Raw genomic sequence first — 18,517 nt, 5'->3', positions numbered from 1 at the left:
CTCCATGGCTAACAATATACAAAGAGTTCATCGAGTTTCTGAAACAACACAACTACAAGATAGAGGGAATTATATACACACCAGAAGACCTTAAGTCAATTATACGATAAGAGGCTTTTCAAGTTAATTAAAAAACACACTCACGTACTCAAATAACATTAAGATCAGGCTCAGCAATACCAGTCAAAAAGCCAACACAGAAACAAAGTCTCAAACATCTAGACATGATAGATACCGCTCTCACAACAACTCTAAAACCTGTCCGCTACTACTAAACTACTAAATTACTGAGTAATTACATAACAGAGGATCACGGCTCAAGCGGTAGTAGAGATAGTGATTCAAGATGAGACAAACACCTGTAAAGTACATACCTAACCCCAAGTCCGCTCTATGCGGGGTAGATAATGCGCCTGAGACCGGCGAAGAGCTGAACCCAGCATGAGCTGAGAATGTAGCTTTAAACCTCCCTCGAACCCAATATTTTAAGGTTGGGAGGAGGTTGGACGTTCTCCACTCCTACTTTGACAAATACACTCTTTGAGGACATATTCTCGCCGATCCTGGAAGACCCTACACTACTGGCGGTACTGTGATTGCCGAGCTGAGGAGAGAAGATAACTAGGTTATTATTTACACTCTTAATTATACTTGCTGAGCATAGCTAGAGCTCCGAATAGTTCCATGGTTTACGGTAAAGCTTATATTCCTTACCCGTAGTTTTAGTATCTTGGTGATTTCTTGATCTACTACGTGCCGCCCACCGCAAGGCTGGCTGAAATGTCTAGTAAGGGTCTCGAAAATCGGCTCGTAGAGCATGTTAAGTCCTTAATGACTAAGGTCATAGCTCTAAGCTTCGATTCGGTGGGTGGCACGGTTAAGACCTACATCCGCAAGGCTGTTCGAACTGGTGCTTGGAGGAGCCTCAAGCCTGAGTCGCGTGCACTCCTACTCGCACTACGTAGCTGGAAGAGGAGCGTGAAGTCACTAGTTCTTCGGTCTATACTCACCAGGATATTCGTTGAGATAGAGCTACACACTACTAGGGGGAAGGCGATATTCTATGGGATACTAGAGGCCATGAGAGGAGCGAGAGAGATACTCTCAGACCTTTCGAGGAACCTATCTAAGATAATCGCTATGGGAATACAGTACATGAACCTACCACTACTCTACAGAATACACGGATAGCTAGCCAGCTACACGTCAGGGACGTGTAAGACCGCAGGACTATGCTTAATGCGCTAGAGGTACTCGGACTCACACTAGCACTAGCACACTCCACAGTCCCACTAGCGTACTATGCATACGCTAAGCTAAAGTGGCTTAAAAGACCGTGGAACCTCAGTATAGACGAGAACTACAAGCCCAAGGTCACCGTCATCATACCTACGTACAACGAATCTAAACTCATAGAGAAGAAGCTAGACAACATCTACGAACAAGACTACCCCAAGGAGCTTATGGAGATAATAGTGGTAGACTCAGCCAGCACGGACGGAACTCCGAGGCTAGTCGAGGAGTGGGCTTCTAGACACAAGGATGTTGAGCTCAAGCTAGTTGTCGAGAGCGAGAGGAGGGGTAAGGCGTTTGCGTTAAACAACGCCCTGAGGTACGCAAGCGGTGAGGTAGTAGTGATAGCCGACGCTGACGCACTGTGGCCTAGGGAAGCTCTAACCAAGGCAGTTAAGTGGCTATCGAACCCTTTAGTTGGAGCTCTCTCATGCCTGAAGAAACCACTGGGTTCAAGCATAACCAGTATCGAGGTAGGCTATAGACAGTACTACAACGTCTTGAGAGTTGCTGAGAGCAAAGCCTACTCTACCCCAATATTCCACGGGGAGCTAGCAGCCTTCAGGAAAGACCTGCTGGAAAAAGTAGGAGGGTTCCCCACAGATATAGGAGCAGACGACAGCCACACGGCCACCAAGATAGCTCTCATGGGCTTTAGAGCGATAATCCCAGATGATTTATGCGTTGAGGAGATAGTTCCAAAGGAAAAGTACTTCTCGTGGAGAATTAGGAGAGCCCAGCACCTGATACAACACTTCATAAAGGCGTTGAGGACTAAGAAGGCGCATAGAAGGCTTAAGCGGGTTCTACTAGTTGAAGACTACTTACATCTAGTGAATCCGTGAATCCTGGTTGCAGCAACCGTGTTGCTCACAGCATCGGCGATTGCTTACCATAGCCTGGTATCTTGGACGATCCTGGCGTTAGGGCTCCAACTTCTAGCTTTAAAGCACTATAGGACGTGGGTAACGATGCAGCTATGCCTAATAGTAGGAGCCTTCAGAAACCTCTACACCAAGGAAATTGTTTGGGCAAACAAGGCAAATGAAGGTTTACCTGCTTAATTGGAATGTCCCTTTATAGGAGGACGGATAAAGGGTTGCTAGGGAGATTCTATTCTAATTTGAGAGAATTATTTTTCCAGACTTTGGGAGTCTATGGGCTGATCCGCCTAGAATGTAATGAAGTTACACACATCATGTTGCCAGACGGCTTCGGCTGCTTTGAGGAAATATTTTCAAGCGGATATATTTTGAGCCTAAAACAATATACCATGCAGACGTAATTATAGACCTAGGGGCTCATCAAGGCACGTTCACGACATACGCTGTTCTTAACATGAAGCCTCATAGCATACCGATTTCAGTTGAGCCAAATCCGAAAGCATACAGCGTTCTGTTAGAAAATATTCGTCTCTTAAAACATGTTATAATGAAGAAAAACTTGAAGTTCGTAGCTATAAATAAGGCAGTCTACATATCCAAAAAATTCGTAAAACTTAAATTAACGAAACATAGCGAAACGTCATACATATCTACTTCTGGAGACTTAGGTGCTCAAACAATAACTTTAAGAGAACTCTTTTCCATCTTTCAACACCTTAAAGACCCGAAAATCCTAATAAAGATGGACATCGAAGGCACGGAACATGACTTATTGAGGGATGAAATATCCTTAAAGTTCCTAGGGATGTGTAAAGCCATAGCTATTGAACCCCACGGAAACCTCAATCAAATAAAGAAAGCGCTTGAGCACTTAGGATTTAAGGTCAGCGTTCAGAATATACTGCTAGATCCTACACTCTGCCTAAGATGGCTGAAGTGTCAACCAAGGCTCTATACGAGCATTATTGCCTCTTACCGGCTTATAGCATCATCCATAGCTAAACCAAGAATAACTATCGTTAGGGCTGATCAGTGGTAAAGCCGCCATTTATATCATTTCGTTACTACCCTAACGTTGGTGGAGTTAAATCCATCACCAAGAGGTTATCCATATTCATATAGCGATCATGAGAGTTCGGCCTATATGAAGCCGAAACACTCGTTACTAATGATGTCTCTGCGGCATCTACTAGGTGTACATAACAATCTCCCAAGACCTCAAGGATGCTGGAGTCCCGATGAACCTGTCATCGCTAGTCGCCTGGAAGAGGTCTAGAAATCTATTCGAGGTACACAACATGGTAAGCGAAGACTGAGTTAAAGTGATTCGTACCGTCCCTAATACTCGCCTTAATCATGAACTTGATGGATGTAAAGTACGGATTGTTGAAATACTTGAACTCTCCAGTACGAACTGGCAATTAATAGTTGTTTAACTTGCTTGAGCTTTTAAAAGATGTTAGCATTGACTTCACACGAAAAGATTTCTCAATAGTTGTGATAGGCTTAGGTAAAATGGGTTTGTTACATTCTACGATACTGAACTTACTTTGTAGAGGATCTGTAAGATACATCATAGATAGGAGCAAACTGATTAGAGTTGGTGGAAGACTTCTCATTAAAAACGTTAGGTTCTTAGATAGTATTGAAAGGCTTATTAACTTAAGAGAAAGGGTTGATGCTGTCTTCGTAACAACCCCTACACAGACACATTTCTACATAGCAAAAAGGCTCTTAGAGGCTGGATTTGAAAACATCTTTATTGAAAAACCTCCCGTGCAAAACCTGGAACAGTTCAACGATCTTCTCGACTTAAGTAAAAGGTCTAATGTCATGATCGGATTCCAAAAAAGATTTGCTTTACCATTAAGACATGCAAAACTACTGCTGAGTGAAGGTGTTTTAGGCGATCTTAGGAGCATATATGCATCTATAAAGTCCGGAGACATAGTTGAGCCTAACAAAACATTTAAACATCTCGGTAGGGGTGCACTGCTCGACTTGGGAGTCCACGTACTCGATCTGCTTTGTTGGCTTTTAGACGAAAAGCCAGAGGTTGAGTGGGCAAGGTATAGGATTATTTACTCAGGAGTAGACGACCACTTTGAAGCGGTGCTGAATACAGGGAATGTAAAGATAATCTTTGAAACGACTTGGAGCGATCCATTGTATAGAATGCCAGAAACGTATATAGAAGTCAAGGGTTCGCGGGGCGAACTAAAAGTTAGCGAAGACTATTTAAAGATCAGGATATACGAACATGGCAAGAGCGTAAACGGTAGTGAGTCATTACTATACGCGCCATACTATTATCAGGGCTTTCCGCCTGTACTGGTTGCTAACCATGAATACACTATTGAGGACATGCATTTTCTGAGTGTTATTGAGCATAAGATAAAGCCTATTACGAGTCTTGAAACGTGTAAATGTGCTATGATTCTATTAGAAGAACTTTACAGGAAGGCCTCCCGTGGTTAAGGAACTGCTATTAGGGGATAACCCGTTTATAGGCGTCTCGCATCTTGCACAGGAGAAAGCACGCGAAATTCAAAGAGAGTTGTTAATTGAGAGAAAAGTAGAAGTATTAAATGCTGCCATAGATGCAGGTGCTGTAGGTTTTACCTTCACGGTTCATCCAGCAAACCTTGAGCTACTTAACTACGTTAAGCGGTATCAATCAAACATTCTTAATAAACTCAGCTTTTACATTCTCGTACCATACGTAGCAGGTTACGTTAGAGAAGCAACAAGAACAGGAATGCCGGGCCTGATAAAGAAACTGATAAAGAGAATGTTAGCGACTAGCTTAAGCAAGGATGGTTTATTGTCTATGATGATGCCAACTCCGGTTAACATAGTAAAACTATTCTTAGATAGTGAGCTGAAAGAGTATATGAAAATACTTCCTAGGAATAATGTAAAGGCAGTACTACTACATGAAACTCTCACAGAGCTTATAGTAGCATTCAACATCCCTGAAATCGTAAGAGCTTTAGTTAAGCACTTTAGAAGAAAAAACATCGGTTTTGGGTTAGAGACAAGGAACGTTCTACGTACGATGGAATTTCTAATGGAAAACGACCTCAAAGTCGACTATGTAATGACCCCGCTAAATCCGTTGGGATATCAGATGACGCCATCTAAAGAGGATGCCGAAAGAGCTATAGTAAAGTTATCTACTTGGGGTATTAAAGTCATAGCGATAAATATCTTAGCCTCTGGAGCTGTTGGTTCCATGGATGAAGTAATATCCTACTTAAAACAATTTAGAGATTACATATACGCTGTTGCCGTAGGTACATCGAAACCGCAAAGAGCAATTGCCGTGTTTGCTTTACTACGTAACTTGATCACTTAATAATATGGATGCCTTTGAGGCATTTATAGCGTTAGTATTTGTAATTGCCCTACAGGTTGGACCTAACATCGCTTACCTGCAGTACATGAAAAGAGCGATGCGTAGACCTTGGAATGTGAAAATAGACCCAAACTATAGACCTAGGATTACAGTTATTGTCCCAACGTATAATGAAGCTAAGGTCATAGAAATGAAATTACAAAACCTTAATTCATTAGCGTATCCAGAAGATAAGCTAGAAGTTATTGTTGTAGATAGTGCATCAACTGATGGTACATTGGATTTGTGCAGGCAATGGTTGACTCGAAATAACTTCAAGTTCAAAATTATTCTTTTATCGGAGCCCATAAGGATATCTAAATCACACGCTTTGAACTATGCGTTAAAGTATGCTAATGGGGAGATTATAGTAGTTACAGATGCTGACGCCATTCTGACCCCCGATATATTGATAAAGGCTATTCCTTATTTAGCTGATCCGGAAGTTGAAGCTATCAGCGGTAGAGAAAGAATCGTAAACGCAAATGCCTGCTTCATAGCTAAAATGGAAAGCGTTTACCGAGATATCTACTACATGCTGAGACTAGGGGAAAGCAAGGTGCACTCAACTCAAATATTTCAAGGCGAGTTCGCCGCCTACAAACGTAACTTACTTGAGTTATTTGTTGAAGACCCTGGAAGGTCTGATGATAATGGTGCTGTAACTGAGATTCTCAGAAAAGGAAAGAGATGCTTATTTATACCAGAAGCCATTTTCTATGATGCTGTACCTTGCAACCTAATAGACTACCTGAGGGTTAAAATCAGAAGGGCCGCACATCTTCAAAGAGAATTCTTTGTTAGACTCAAATTATTGGCTAAGGGAGTATTGAATATTCCCAAATCCATACTTATAGCAAATATTTACCAGCACTTTGTAAATCCATTGATTTTCTTCATGTTATTAGTTCCTTTAGCTCTTTATTTCTTAATCGAGCTTAGTAAAATATCACTGACCCTTTCTACTTTACTTATCCTCGCTATTACGATGGCTTCTATAAGTGCTAGACGCTTCATAGCGCTTTATGTGATTAGCAATATTGTTCTTATTATAGCATTTATAAGAACTCTTGTGCCCTCGAAACGCCAGGGATGGGAAGCCATACGAAGCTCTAGAGAATATCTCAATATCTTAAGGTCTTTAGAAAAAATCAAACACCCAACATCCATGAGAACTACTAACACTCAGAGGAAATCCCTAATCAAACTTGGCGGTAAACCAAAAGTAATCGTCGAAGCTAAACAGCAGTGAGGCTATTGTTTATATCGCCTAGTTACTACCCCCACATTGGTGGCATAGAGTACGTTGTTAAATCCGTAGCTGAGAGGCTCGCTGGGAGAGGACACGAGGTTACGGTGCTCTGCGGTGAAGCAGGCATTGGTGAACCCAGGGAGGAGTGGATTAATGGTGTTCACGTGGTTAGATGGCCTGTATGGGCCCCAGGTGGTGCTTACCACTTTCCGAGAATGAGGAGTGCTCTCGAGCAATGGCTTCTCAATACAGCTAGGGGAAGCGATGTAGTGCACTTCCACAGCGTTCACAGCGTGTTCACGATGTATTCTCTAAGTGTTTTGAGGAAGAGTGGTGTGCATAGGGTTTTAACTCCTCATTACCATGGTACTGGACACACATTCTTCAGGAGAACCCTGTGGGTGATCTGGAGAAGGTACGTTAGGAGAGCATTAGCGAGCGTCGATCTTGTTCACTCGGTCTCGATGTACGAGAAGCAGATACTAGCAAAGGACTTCGGGATTAAACCCGTCGTTGTAGAGCACGGTGTCGAAGAGTGGATTCTGGAGGTACCTTGGAACCCCTCAGGCTACGCTATGTATAGTGGAAGAATCGAGAAGTACAAGAACGTCCATAGGCTAGCGAACATCGTAAAGCACTTAAACGAAATGGGTTTAAGCCTAGAGCTGAAGGTCTTCGGGGAGGGAAGCTTCAAGCAAAAGCTCAAGCGATACCTCGACAAACTTGGAGTCAAGTATGAGCTCAAACCCCCGCAACGCTACGATGAGTACATAAACTACCTCTCAAGAGCCAGCTTCTTCGGACTACTCTCAGAGAGGGAAGCCTTTGGACAAACGGTAAACGAAGCGAACGCTATAGGCGTACCCGTAGTAGTAACTGAACCCTGGGGATTGAACTTCAAGGGAAGAACCAGGACCTTGATAGTAAATCTAAGCATGAGCGATGAGAAGATAGCCAGGGAGGTAGCCACTTTCCTGGATGAAGCCAAGAAGCAACCCAAACCAAAGGTTCCAAGCTGGAACCAAGTATTAGACCTCTACGTTAAAACTCTGTACAGCCAGTAATCACGCTTACCTCAGAGAGCTTGTAAGGTACCCTATCGATTGAAGGCTCGTTCTAAACATTTCTTCCACGTGCGTGAGTGTATTAAGAAGGAGGTTGTAGAACTCCTCAAGAGGTATGGGTTTAGGGTTTTAGAAGCGCGTTACTCAGAGGTGAACGACTTGACGTACGTGGACGCGGAACCTGGAGAGTACGTGAAGCTCAAGTCGTACCTAGACCTACTGAAGCTTGCCGCGAGAAAACCCACGAAGCTAAACATAGTGAGAGCTCTAGCATGCCCCTTGGTCAAAGCCGTTCCCAGCTTGATAATGCTGATAGTAGTTGTTGCTAAGAGTACCGGCTGTATTGAGCCTCGAAAACTTGTGAGATGGTAGAACATTGGTTTTCTAGGACCTTGGATTCTATGAAGGTCTTGATGATAATACTCAGTGGTGACTACAAGCACTTCAAGTAGCACTCTTTTAGCTTGAAGGAGCAAACCAGAAAGATTAGGACCTGTTAGAAGTAAGGAATAATTCTGTAGTAGGAAAGTTTTGAATGCCAATTGATATTCTTTACTTAATAGATGTATTTGAGACAACCTATCCGAGGGACCAGAATTACATAATTAAGTATATGATTGAAAGAAAACATAACGTAACTATTATAACCTCTAAAGACCCGAGATTTGAACGCCATGATCCTTTAGTACTTCCAAAAGCGAGGATATTACGTTTTCCTATTTTAGGTCGTTTTAAAGGAGCCCTTATCTACTTTCACCCAAGTATGTTTAAACCTCTGCTTCAAAACTTTGATGTGATTCATACTTTTACATTCTTCACTTTTTCCTCCATATACGCCCTAGCTTTTCGTGGAATGGTTAAATTAATTAGAAGCGAGATATCATACCCCGGCAGTTCAACTTTCCTTAAAGCACGAAGTAAAGGTACCATTTATTCTCGGTTAATAAACTACTATAAAAAATATTACGATTACTACACAGTATACAATGAATTAGAGAAAAAGAGTTTAGAGCTCTTGGGCTTTCCAAAGGAAAAAATAGTTATAGTAAAGCCAATGATAGATTATGACGTATTTTCGGGATTAAGCAAATCCGAACTTAACGATGAAATAGTTATCGGCGTCATTGCCCGGATCTCACCAGAGAAAGGTTTGCATAGATTAATAGCAATAATGAAAAAAGTTAAAAACTCATCACCAGAGATATTTAAGAAAATTCGAGTATTACTAGCTGGAAGAATTGATCATCAGAGATACGCTTTTCAAGTACTAACTAATCTAAGCAAACTATTAAAAGAGAAATTTTTCTATATAGGTGAAGTAGCTACTCCTCATAAGTTCTACAAAATGATTGATGTTCTAGTCGTGCCATCATTAATCGAAACTGGTGCTATAACTGTTTTAGAAGGTATGGCAGCTGGAAAGATCGTCATTGCTAGCGATATATATCCTATAAACCTCTACATAAAACATGGATACAATGGTTTCCTATTTAAGTCCTCTGAAGATGCAGTTAAAAATCTTCATCAAATTATCTCAATGGGTTCAGAGTTTAAAATTATTGCTAGAAGAGCTCAAGAGTATGCACGAGAGCATGATTACAAAGCTGTGTGTCAAGCGCTTGAAAGAATATACATCAACTTGAGTGGGAGATAGCTGAAGACGCTTTACCTGAGCCGTCAACTTCATATGCGAATTGCTGTGTTTACTCCTTATCTCTATCCATTCCAAATAGATATGCTGGAGATTCTGAGAAGGATAACTTCAACAAAACTCTTTACTCTTGGAATCTATGGCAACTATCCCTTCGAAGAATTTTTGAGATACACTGCACTTTTTAAGCCTGTTATTAGAGTATTAGGTCAACCAATGTTCTCGCCTTTGGATATACTTAGATTCATTCGGTGGAAGCCTAGCGCAGTAATAATTTACGGTGCGGAAAGTATTTCAGGTCTATGCATCTTCTTTATTTCCAAACTTATAGGTGCTAAAACGCTTGTCATAGTGGAGGAGAATAACATAACTTCGCTTAATAGCATCATCTTGAGCTTTATTCAAAAGATTAAAAGAGCGATAGTCAAGTTTGTCTATGAGTTCTCAGATATAATAATCGCAGAATCCTCGGCATCAAAAAGATATGTCGAGGAGATGCTTCATGTAAAAAGGACTAAACATTTCTATATTCATCCTCATGGAGTTAACGTAAAACATTTTTCTTCTAAAAACAATTACTCTAAGAATGGCGTGAAAGCAAAAGAGCTACTGTTGAGAAGTCTTGGTTTATCAAAGGACTTAATTGAAAAGCTATGGATTTGCTTTATAGGAGAGCTATCCTACTGTAAGGGTGCTGATGTACTGATTGATGCAATAGAAATTCTTAAAGAAAGAAATATATTGCGCAAATATAACTGCGTATTCTTCTTGCCTAGAAGATCCAGGTTTTTCCCAGATAGATACGATCTTAAGCACATTTATCTACGAAAGTTATCCAAATTAGTTAGAGAAGGTTATGTTGTTTTATATCCTCCACTAGCATACAGCGAGATGCCTATATTATACTGCTCAGCCGACATAGTAGTTCTTCCATCGAGGTTTCTCAAAAATACGAGTAGTGATAGAAGCCCAAATGTCGCGCTAGAAGCTCTTGCTACAGGTTCACTCTTAATAGCCTCTTATGCGGGAGGGATACCAGATATTGCGGGTGATGCCGGCATCTTGATCAAACCTAACGATTGTTATACATTGGCTGATAAGATAGAGGATGTGGTGAAGTACTATGCAAAATATCAAAACTTGAAGAGAAGAGCGCGTGAAAGAGCAATAACTAAATTTGATATTAGGCTATACACCCTTACCTTATTAAAACATCTGTGTGAAACAATGAAAAGAAAAATGTTATAGGTAATCTATGATGGATTTAAGAATAGCATTTCTAGTAGAAAGTTGGGGTGAACCTTGGAATGAGGGTTATAAAAATTTAGCTAGATATATCTACGAAATTTTAAAGAAGCATACTAGCATCGAAGTACTGGAGAAGGATAGGGCTAGCATAAGCAAGCTAAAGGACTATGATGTGATTTGGATCTTCAATTACCCAGAAACTGTTAAGACGATCCATAATTTGTTAAGCCTTATGAGAATAAATAAGAAAGTGAAAATAATAAAGGAGGTAGCTAAAAGAGAGCTGGACCTAGGGTTCAAATCTAAGGTTAAAACGATAATGTTGAGAAGAAGACTGTGGAATATTATGGTGGTAACTACTGACTTACTCAGGCTAGAGCTGACTAGACTTACCGGTAAGCAACCTTTCTTGTTACCTCCCCCAATACCAATAGACTACTTTAAGCCATTAGACAAAGATGAGGCAAGAGCATTGCTAGGATTCGAAGAGGATAAAATCTATGTAGGGTATTCGGGAACGATTAATAAGCATAGGAAACTTGGTATCATCTTTGAAGCATTAAAAAATGTGAAACACGAAGATATAGTATTAGTGATGGCCTTAACAAATGTTCAGAGAAAAGACCTTGTCTCTATGTTAAAGGAGAGTAGAAAGTTTCAGATCTCATTAAAGTTTGTTAAGACTAATGATGTACGAACTTTGTTTTCAGCCTTAGACTTAGTAGTGTATCCTGTAGAGCGTGAAGGAAGCGTGGAACCCCCTCTAACAGTATTAGAGGCCATGAGCTGTGAAACGCCAGTAGCTGCTCTTAGAACCCCGATCACGGAGAAAATAATACAGAACGGACGAGATGGCTTTCTTTTCAGCACTCCTCAGGAATTAAGAATAATTATAGAAGAGATGTTGCAGGCCATGATAAATAAAGATAAAATCTCTGTAAACGCCAGAAGAAAGATTCTAGAGAAATTCGCTCCCGAAAATATTGAAAAAGCATACTTAGAATTCTTAGAGATTTTACGTAATAAAGAACCATGTTAATAGTATTTATGGGTATTGATGGTTCCGGTAAAACTACTCAAGCCAAGTTACTCTACAAAAACCTCAAAAAAACTGGCTATAGAGTTAAGATCATCTATGCCGGAAACACTGGCATAGCACTTGGTAGAAAGTATTCGTTCTACCTTTCTCTACCTCTTGACATATTTATTCATAGAATAATGAAAATGAAAAAACAAGATTTCTATGAGAGATATCCTAAACTAATGAAGCTTGAAGAGTTCCTGCTATTCTTAAACTACATTCTATTAATATTACCTAAAATATTTATATGTCGGATTCTTTTTGAAGTTACTGTAGCTGATAGATATGTATATGACTATATACTTGACTATATACTCTCACACATAGCGTTCTCAAGAACACATTCATATACTTTATCGAGAATACTTCTTATGATAGCACCTAAGCCAGATGTGTTATTCGTTCTTGACCTGGATGAAGGGATCGCTTACAGTAGAAAAGGAGAGAAATCGTTATCTTATCTAAGGCTCCTGAGAAAAGGTTATCTAAAGCTAGCCAATCTATATGGCGCCATCGTAGTATCGTCTGATGACAACATAACTGCTACCTTTATGAAGTTGTGGTGTGTGGTTTCTAGTAGACTCCGCAGGTTTTGATACACTTTGGTGTTCACATGAATACTAAAGAAGTTGCAGAAAGGGCCTTGTCGCTCATAAGATCGTTGATTTTGCAGGATTTATTTTTGGGGTACAAACAAACGGGAAAAGTACCTCGATATACAGTCGTAAAAATAACTGAAGAACTTTTCGTAATACTCCTGCTTACAATATCATTAGTAATGATTAATAAGCTTGACAGCTTAAGTTCTTTCATACTTTCACTTGGGATAGTACATGTAATGTATGCCTTATTCTCTCCCGCCCTCTATAATTCTTTAGGTGTTAAAAATAAGTTGAAGCCTGTGCTAAGGGAAGAGGCGCTAAAGGTTCTCGCAAAAATGTTACTTAAGGTTAATAGGTATCTCAATAAGGTTTATGTAACTGGTAGTATTTGCTACGCACAACAAGTGCGTGACGTAGATGTAACTATAGTACCTGTATCCTACTTTTCAGCATATGTACTGTTCATACACCTACGTATATGGATTTTCAAATTTATTACACGTCGCATACATTTCTTTCCAGATGTATATATCCTTGAATACAATATCTATTCATATACTTGTGAACCTGAAATTATGAAATAGAGTAAAAGTCATGAGTGCTATCAATATCTACCTTTTTTACCTTTTATTAAGCAGTACTTGTCTGTTAGCTAGCGCATATTATACTTTCAAACCCTTTTCAACAAAGTCCTTGCAACTACTTCGTGTACTTTTATTATCTAGTGCATTACTAGCTAGAGCTATACCTGTGTTGCTCACAATGTCGTTTAACGAAGACTTTGTTTTAACAGGTAGTGATCAAGCTTTTGATCACGCTTTAACTAGATGTATACAAGAGTTGTCTATCCCAGTAAACTACATTCAGCATAAGTTATCTATTCCGAGATTGCCGGAGTATGCCTACTATCCAGCCCTACATTTTACTGGAGCAGCCATATCAATCGTTACCAGTTGCAAAATATGTGCCGCCATGTTCATACCTATAATTGAGCCTGTTCTTCTGTTCCCATTTTTACGTCGGTTCATTAAACAAGATGTAACTGTTGCTCTTTTATTACTCCTCCTACTTACGAATGGTTATTTCTCAATCTTTCATACCCAATATATTAGAGAGGTCTACTCGTTTCTTATTCTTTGTTCTCTTATCCTGGTGATAGCGAGAATGGTCTCAGGAAATGAGGGCAGCTCATTTTCTGGTCTAATATTACTAATCATCTTGACGGCTTCATTTATCTTCTCACACTTTTACTTACGCTATGTCTCTTTATTGATTTTCCATGTTCTTGTATATACTTCATATAAATGTGTTAAGTTGCAGAAAAGGTTCTTGCCAGCTCTGAACAAATTGATATTATTAATATTTAGCTTAATAGTGACATACGATCTATACATAGCAATTTCATATGCTCTTACTCTAAAACCCCTGAACTATATAGAAGAGATAATGAATATTTATCAGAAGTTAATGGTAGCTGATATTTCAAGTCCTCTAAGAGAAGCTGTGTCAACAGTTGGCGTAAAACTTCCTGAATACGACAAACTGGGTATCATTGTAAACCAATCCATACCATTGGCTTTATTTATTATCTACATACCCCATATCTTGACTTCAAGGAATAAAACATCGTTAAGAGAATTTTCCTTCAATCTAGCGTTAATTTTCTCCTACTACGGACTTCTGTTATTTAAAACATTACAAGATCTCTATGTTGTTAACATAGGTTTAAGGGCTAGTCAGTATATACTTTTACTTTACTTTATAAGGGTTGCGAAGAGTATGGAAAGTATGAGGGTACGCTACGATGCAAGAAAAAGGTTCTTCTTACTGTTCACGATAATAACTATCGCTTTAAGTGTAGCGACTTATCCAAATCTTTTGCCACCTTCTTTAAAGGGGTTAGAACCTTCTTATTACATTCCTTACATGACGGCTAAGGCTATAAATCCTTTTCTGCCACGTCACGATCTCAGAATCTGTGTCACAGCAGAAGCCCCAGGAATACCTGTAAGTGATCTTTTTAATGGGTTTATATATGGATTTATACCCGAGAGAATAGACCTTTTTGTGTTAAGAGTATATGGAGCTTCTCATGTACTAGGCTACAATGGACCACCTTGTGATATTATATTCTATACAGATTTTACTGAAGAACTTCGATATGGAAGAATTTTTGATGTTAAACTGTTTGCTTTGTATGAATTCCATGAGTAATACAAGATAATCACAAAAGTTCAGAACAACAACGATAGACAAATATATATTAAGACTCGCGATGAAGAAAAGAACTATGCAGCAACTGATCTGGAGAATCAAGAGAAAACATACTGATAACCACGTGGTGTAACACGAAAATAACACCACGTTCTCCACCATGAGAATACAAATATAGCAAGCACAAATAAACTATAATTCAACCACATCAATAAAGCAACAACTCAAATACATCAGTGCCGATAAACTCACATAGTGGGGGATCATACGCCTAGCTTACTGAAAACCCTCTACAAACCCCTTCAGGTCACCTGTAAACTAGGCTTGTATAGTACGAGAGCACAGAAATATCTAAGTAGGTTTAAAGATTACATAACTGGTTTAACGTTACTGAACCTCGAATTTAGGAGAGGTGTGGGAGGGTCTCTACCGAGTACAGCTTAGTATAGCTTAACTGAGTATACTAATATCCTATAACCTCGTTGATCGGTTCTTTTAACGCAATCAAGCATACCTCCACACCATCTTCTTTGGCTCTCTTCATTGTTGCAACCTCATCATGTGCAATACTGTTGTTTCCCCTATATGTCTTGATAACCTGTATCCTGTTGGCTATAGATAGACTGAACTGGTGCTTAGTCTCGGCAGATTTGGGCTGTTTTTATATACTTCTATGCGAAGTTTAACTTCGTCTAGTATCCGCACTGGTTTTCTCCCGAGAGGCGAGAAAGTTGATGCCGTTAGTATTCTCTCGACCTCTGGGTAACCTAGAACTGTGGTTCTGGGGTACTGTATGTTTTTAGCTGGCTTATGGTCTTCTTAAGTCCTTCTTCGAGTGGTGTTGGCTTGAATTGAGTAAGCCTCGATATCTTACTGATGTTGGCTACGCTATGTGTTATGTCTCCAGGTCTTTGTGGCATACGTACTATCGGTAGCTCTCTACCCAATAGCTTCATGATGGTTCTAGCGAGTTCCTTGATAGTGGTAGGATTTCCAGAGCCGATGTTGTAGACTTCGTTGTCGAAGACATCTCCCCTAACTATGTGTTCGATCACTTTAGCTACGTCTTCAATGTACACAAAGTCTCTAGTCTGAGTTCCGTCGCCGTAGATTACTAGTGGCTCACCCCTCGAGGCTTTCTCCGAGAAGACCGTTACAACACCGGCGTATGAAGAGCTCTGACCAGGTCCGTACACATTGAATAGTCTTAGGGTTACGTATTTTAAGCCGTACGTAGATGCGAAGACCTTCAGCACTTCCTCTCCCTGAAGCTTGCTCAACCCATAAGGAGATAGAGGTCTTGTTGGATGGTCTTCATCTATGGGTAACTTCAGCGGCTCCCCGTAGACTGCTGCTGAACTTAGGTACACTAGCTTTATACCCCTCTTCCCACACTCATAGCCAACCCTAGCAGTACCCAAGACGTTGTTCTCTATGTACTTGATGGGCTCTCTAACTGATTCCTCAACACTTATGTAAGCCGCAGCGTGGACTACTACATCGACAACGCTATAACTACTGTATTCTCTCACATCAGCTCTCACGATAGATATCCCAAGCTCTTCGAGTCTCCTCAAAGCAAAAGCACTCGATCTCTCCATAGTGTCAACAACTACAATATCGTAGCCCCTCTTAGCTAGATAGCACGCTACATTATGACCAATAAAACCCGCACCCCCGGTGATCAAGACCCTCACAAACCTCACCTCAGTAAGTAGATCTAGCCCCCAACACTTTACGAAATCCCAAAGTTAGCATAGAGTTACCCTTCATCAAGTCTCTCAATACATTTTTATAAGATGTATACATTGCAACACAACCACTTTGCTTTATACCTAGAAGGTTAATAAAAGGGTAAAAACTATTAACAAGTAGTATGGTACTCTTGAGAAGTCATAGTAATTGGTTAATGTTCTACCCTAAAACAATACGAAGTATTCATAATGTTTAATCAATGTAACCTGCAATTCATATTAAACTAAGAGTTTAATTAATGATCTCGAAAGCTTATATATATCTTAATCATAATCTTATTTGGGAGAATTATGAGTTCTCGTAGAAAATGTGAGAATAGTACTTGTAAGGGTTCTTGTATCAAGGACAAGAGCTTTGATGAAATCAAGAAGAAAGCAGAGTTCCTGAAGCAGATCTGGAATAGACTTAAAGAGGAGTTAAGGCCTCCGGAAGCTGAATTTACCTTTCTCTATAGAAATGAGTATGCACCACTAATTGGAACAATATGTGATGAAAGAGTGAGAACAGAATATGCATGGAGATTTCCAGAATGGCTTAACAGTAAGTTGGGTGGAATAACCTTAGAGAAAATCATTGAATTAGGTGAGAAAGGGGTTAGAGAATACTTAGAGGAATACTTCAAGAACAAATGGCCTAGCGGAATGAAGAAAGAAGATAGAGAAGATTACTTGAATGATATATCAGGTTACATAGTAGATGCCATGAATTTTCTTAAGAAAAGAGGAGTTACACCGATAACTATGTTCGAAAATAGAGAATATAAGGCAGCTGAGGTTTACTTCATGCTTCGACAATTTAACGGTATTGGTTCTAAGAAAGCTAAGATGATCACGAAGTACTTCCTTTTCACTAGCATGGATATTCTTAAAAACTATCCTTGGTTTGATCAAATAAAAGCAAAGAATCCGGAATTCAAAGTATTGGGGGTAATAATGCCGCCTATAGATGTTCATGTAGTTAAAGTGTTCTGCCGAATCTTTGGGGAAAATCTAAGGAATTGGAATAAAGCAAAAAATGATCCAGACTTGATACAGGATATAGAAGCATTTTCTCAACTTGCTTTTCCAGATATACCTATGATTATTGACGAGATCTTCTGGAATATAGGTAGAACGTATTGCAAAGGAAGATTTCCAAAGTGTCAAAAGTGCCCATTGAACGAGATATGCGATTACGCGAAGGAAATGCAGGCATCCTCTACGTAACTATTTGTAGTGAAAAGAAGAGCGGTATAACGAGGAGAGTTGAGGATTTCTATACCTTGGGTCGCGTGAAGAGATTCATAGAGGTGTGTAGCTCTAGGGGTTTATTCTGTGCTATCTTAGTTAGATAAGGCTATTGTTTCTAGGTTCTACTATAGAACTAGTTGTCTTGAGGTTTGGGAAGAGATGTAAAAGCTGTTTTCTTGGTATAAAAGTGTTTGTTGAAGGAGAGAAACCATCAGTTAAGGAGAGTAATAGATGCTTTAGAGCCTCTGCACTAGAATATCTTCTTAGTTAACGATACACCACGTTAAGAGAGTTTTAATGTGTGTTCCTAATCCATTATAGGGTGAAGTCTTACATAAAGATCCTTCAATTAGTGTTAGAGAGATACCGCATTATCTCATCCAAAGAGGATATCCTATCATACTTAGAAAAGAATCCGATAAGAATAATTATCGAGCTGGAAAACCTTGTAGACGGTTTTCGTGATAGGTAATTCAATTCATAGATAGGTACACAACATAAATACTCCTCTAACCACAATGTCTATACACAATCTCCTATTTTGATAAACACATTTTTAGAGAATATATCCATGCTTCTACTGATCTAGGTTCTAGCTTTCTCTTCGATCTTGGTGAAGCAGTAGCTGTGGCTATGAGGCTTAGATGGGGAGGAGAGGGAAAATTTATGATAATTGAAATACCTATCCCGGTATCTTTTTCTCTGTGCTGTCCTCATTTCGTTGCTTTGCTCTCCATGTCTCTGAACTTTAAGTTCTCGGATTCGCGGAAGAAGACGTCTAGAAGACGGAAGAAGATAAACCAGCTAATGAATAAGCTAATGTTTAGTATTAATTCGTTTGTATAAA

16 protein-coding genes are annotated in these 18,517 nt (G+C 39.7%); 15 read left to right on the top strand and 1 reads right to left on the bottom strand.

Annotation, left to right across the window (positions count from 1 at the left end):
• Positions 1–741 precede the first annotated feature (741 nt).
• The 14 genes from QXK50_05885 to QXK50_05820 all read left to right on the top strand — a co-directional run bounded on the left by QXK50_05885 (position 742) and on the right by QXK50_05820 (position 14,686).
• Entirely contained in the window at positions 742–1,191 is a 450-nt protein-coding gene (locus QXK50_05885; protein MEM2008690.1) for a hypothetical protein, read from the top strand.
• A gap of 41 nt (positions 1,192–1,232) precedes the next feature.
• Positions 1,233–2,138: a glycosyltransferase family 2 protein gene (locus tag QXK50_05880; protein MEM2008689.1), complete on the top strand. Its 906-nt coding sequence runs from the start codon at positions 1,233–1,235 to the stop codon at positions 2,136–2,138.
• Between the two features lie 388 nt (positions 2,139–2,526).
• The gene (locus tag QXK50_05875) at positions 2,527–3,216 is read left to right on the top strand and encodes an FkbM family methyltransferase (GenBank protein ID MEM2008688.1); all 690 of its coding nucleotides are present in this window, start codon (positions 2,527–2,529) and stop codon (positions 3,214–3,216) included.
• Between the two features lie 398 nt (positions 3,217–3,614).
• Positions 3,615–4,655, top strand: coding sequence for a Gfo/Idh/MocA family oxidoreductase (locus tag QXK50_05870; GenBank protein ID MEM2008687.1), 1,041 nt, complete (start codon positions 3,615–3,617; stop codon positions 4,653–4,655).
• Positions 4,648–5,535 carry a hypothetical protein gene (locus QXK50_05865; GenBank protein MEM2008686.1) on the top strand — a complete coding sequence of 296 codons (888 nt, stop codon included), beginning with the start codon at positions 4,648–4,650 and terminating at the stop codon, positions 5,533–5,535. Before QXK50_05870 ends, QXK50_05865 begins: the two co-directional genes overlap by 8 nt.
• A gap of 85 nt (positions 5,536–5,620) precedes the next feature.
• Positions 5,621–6,826, top strand: a complete 1,206-nt coding sequence (locus QXK50_05860) for a glycosyltransferase (GenBank protein MEM2008685.1) — start codon at positions 5,621–5,623, stop codon at positions 6,824–6,826.
• A 5-nt stretch (positions 6,827–6,831) separates the two neighbouring features.
• Positions 6,832–7,890 (top strand): glycosyltransferase family 4 protein, encoded by a 1,059-nt coding sequence (locus QXK50_05855; GenBank protein MEM2008684.1) that lies wholly within the window; start codon positions 6,832–6,834, stop codon positions 7,888–7,890.
• A gap of 159 nt (positions 7,891–8,049) precedes the next feature.
• Positions 8,050–8,262: a hypothetical protein gene (locus QXK50_05850; protein ID MEM2008683.1), complete on the top strand. Its 213-nt coding sequence runs from the start codon at positions 8,050–8,052 to the stop codon at positions 8,260–8,262.
• A 163-nt stretch (positions 8,263–8,425) separates the two neighbouring features.
• A complete protein-coding gene (locus tag QXK50_05845) occupies positions 8,426–9,544 on the top strand; it encodes a glycosyltransferase family 4 protein (GenBank protein MEM2008682.1) in 1,119 nt (372 codons plus the stop codon).
• Positions 9,545–9,589: 45 nt separating this feature from the next.
• On the top strand, positions 9,590–10,789 hold the full coding sequence (locus QXK50_05840) for a glycosyltransferase family 4 protein (GenBank protein ID MEM2008681.1): 1,200 nt from the start codon (positions 9,590–9,592) through the stop codon (positions 10,787–10,789).
• 10 nt (positions 10,790–10,799) lie between these two features.
• Positions 10,800–11,828 (top strand): glycosyltransferase family 4 protein, encoded by a 1,029-nt coding sequence (locus tag QXK50_05835; GenBank protein ID MEM2008680.1) that lies wholly within the window; start codon positions 10,800–10,802, stop codon positions 11,826–11,828.
• The gene (locus QXK50_05830; GenBank protein ID MEM2008679.1) at positions 11,822–12,466 is read left to right on the top strand and encodes a hypothetical protein; all 645 of its coding nucleotides are present in this window, start codon (positions 11,822–11,824) and stop codon (positions 12,464–12,466) included. Before QXK50_05835 ends, QXK50_05830 begins: the two co-directional genes overlap by 7 nt.
• A gap of 17 nt (positions 12,467–12,483) precedes the next feature.
• Entirely contained in the window at positions 12,484–13,056 is a 573-nt protein-coding gene (locus QXK50_05825) for a hypothetical protein (protein MEM2008678.1), read from the top strand.
• A gap of 730 nt (positions 13,057–13,786) precedes the next feature.
• Positions 13,787–14,686 (top strand): hypothetical protein, encoded by a 900-nt coding sequence (locus QXK50_05820; protein ID MEM2008677.1) that lies wholly within the window; start codon positions 13,787–13,789, stop codon positions 14,684–14,686.
• Between the two features lie 767 nt (positions 14,687–15,453).
• Here the strand turns inward: QXK50_05820 and QXK50_05815 are convergent.
• Complete coding sequence (locus QXK50_05815) at positions 15,454–16,383, bottom strand: NAD-dependent epimerase/dehydratase family protein (GenBank protein ID MEM2008676.1); 930 nt, start codon at positions 16,381–16,383, stop codon at positions 15,454–15,456.
• Between the two features lie 348 nt (positions 16,384–16,731).
• Here QXK50_05815 and QXK50_05810 point away from each other — a divergent pair, with 348 nt between their 5' ends.
• The gene (locus QXK50_05810; protein MEM2008675.1) at positions 16,732–17,646 is read left to right on the top strand and encodes a hypothetical protein; all 915 of its coding nucleotides are present in this window, start codon (positions 16,732–16,734) and stop codon (positions 17,644–17,646) included.
• The last annotated feature ends 871 nt before the right edge of the window (positions 17,647–18,517 follow it).

Source organism: Ignisphaera sp. (assembly GCA_038831005.1).
In the GTDB taxonomy this organism is placed as follows: Archaea; Thermoproteota; Thermoprotei_A; order Sulfolobales; family Ignisphaeraceae; genus Ignisphaera.
Note: the sequence above shows the minus strand (reverse complement) of the source record. Positions and strands in the feature narration are given on the sequence as shown.

Excerpts from the sequence above, each read along its gene's own strand:
- QXK50_05860 (MEM2008685.1), top strand. The coding sequence starts at position 5,621 with ATGAAAAGAGCGATGCGTAGACCTTGGAATGTGAAAATAGACCCAAAC.
- QXK50_05845 (MEM2008682.1), top strand. The coding sequence starts at position 8,426 with ATGCCAATTGATATTCTTTACTTAATAGATGTATTTGAGACAACCTAT.
- QXK50_05835 (MEM2008680.1), top strand. The coding sequence starts at position 10,800 with ATGGATTTAAGAATAGCATTTCTAGTAGAAAGTTGGGGTGAACCTTGG.
- QXK50_05810 (MEM2008675.1), top strand. The coding sequence starts at position 16,732 with ATGAGTTCTCGTAGAAAATGTGAGAATAGTACTTGTAAGGGTTCTTGT.
- QXK50_05880 (MEM2008689.1), top strand. The coding sequence starts at position 1,233 with ATGCTTAATGCGCTAGAGGTACTCGGACTCACACTAGCACTAGCACAC.
- QXK50_05830 (MEM2008679.1), top strand. The coding sequence starts at position 11,822 with ATGTTAATAGTATTTATGGGTATTGATGGTTCCGGTAAAACTACTCAA.
- QXK50_05825 (MEM2008678.1), top strand. The coding sequence starts at position 12,484 with ATGAATACTAAAGAAGTTGCAGAAAGGGCCTTGTCGCTCATAAGATCG.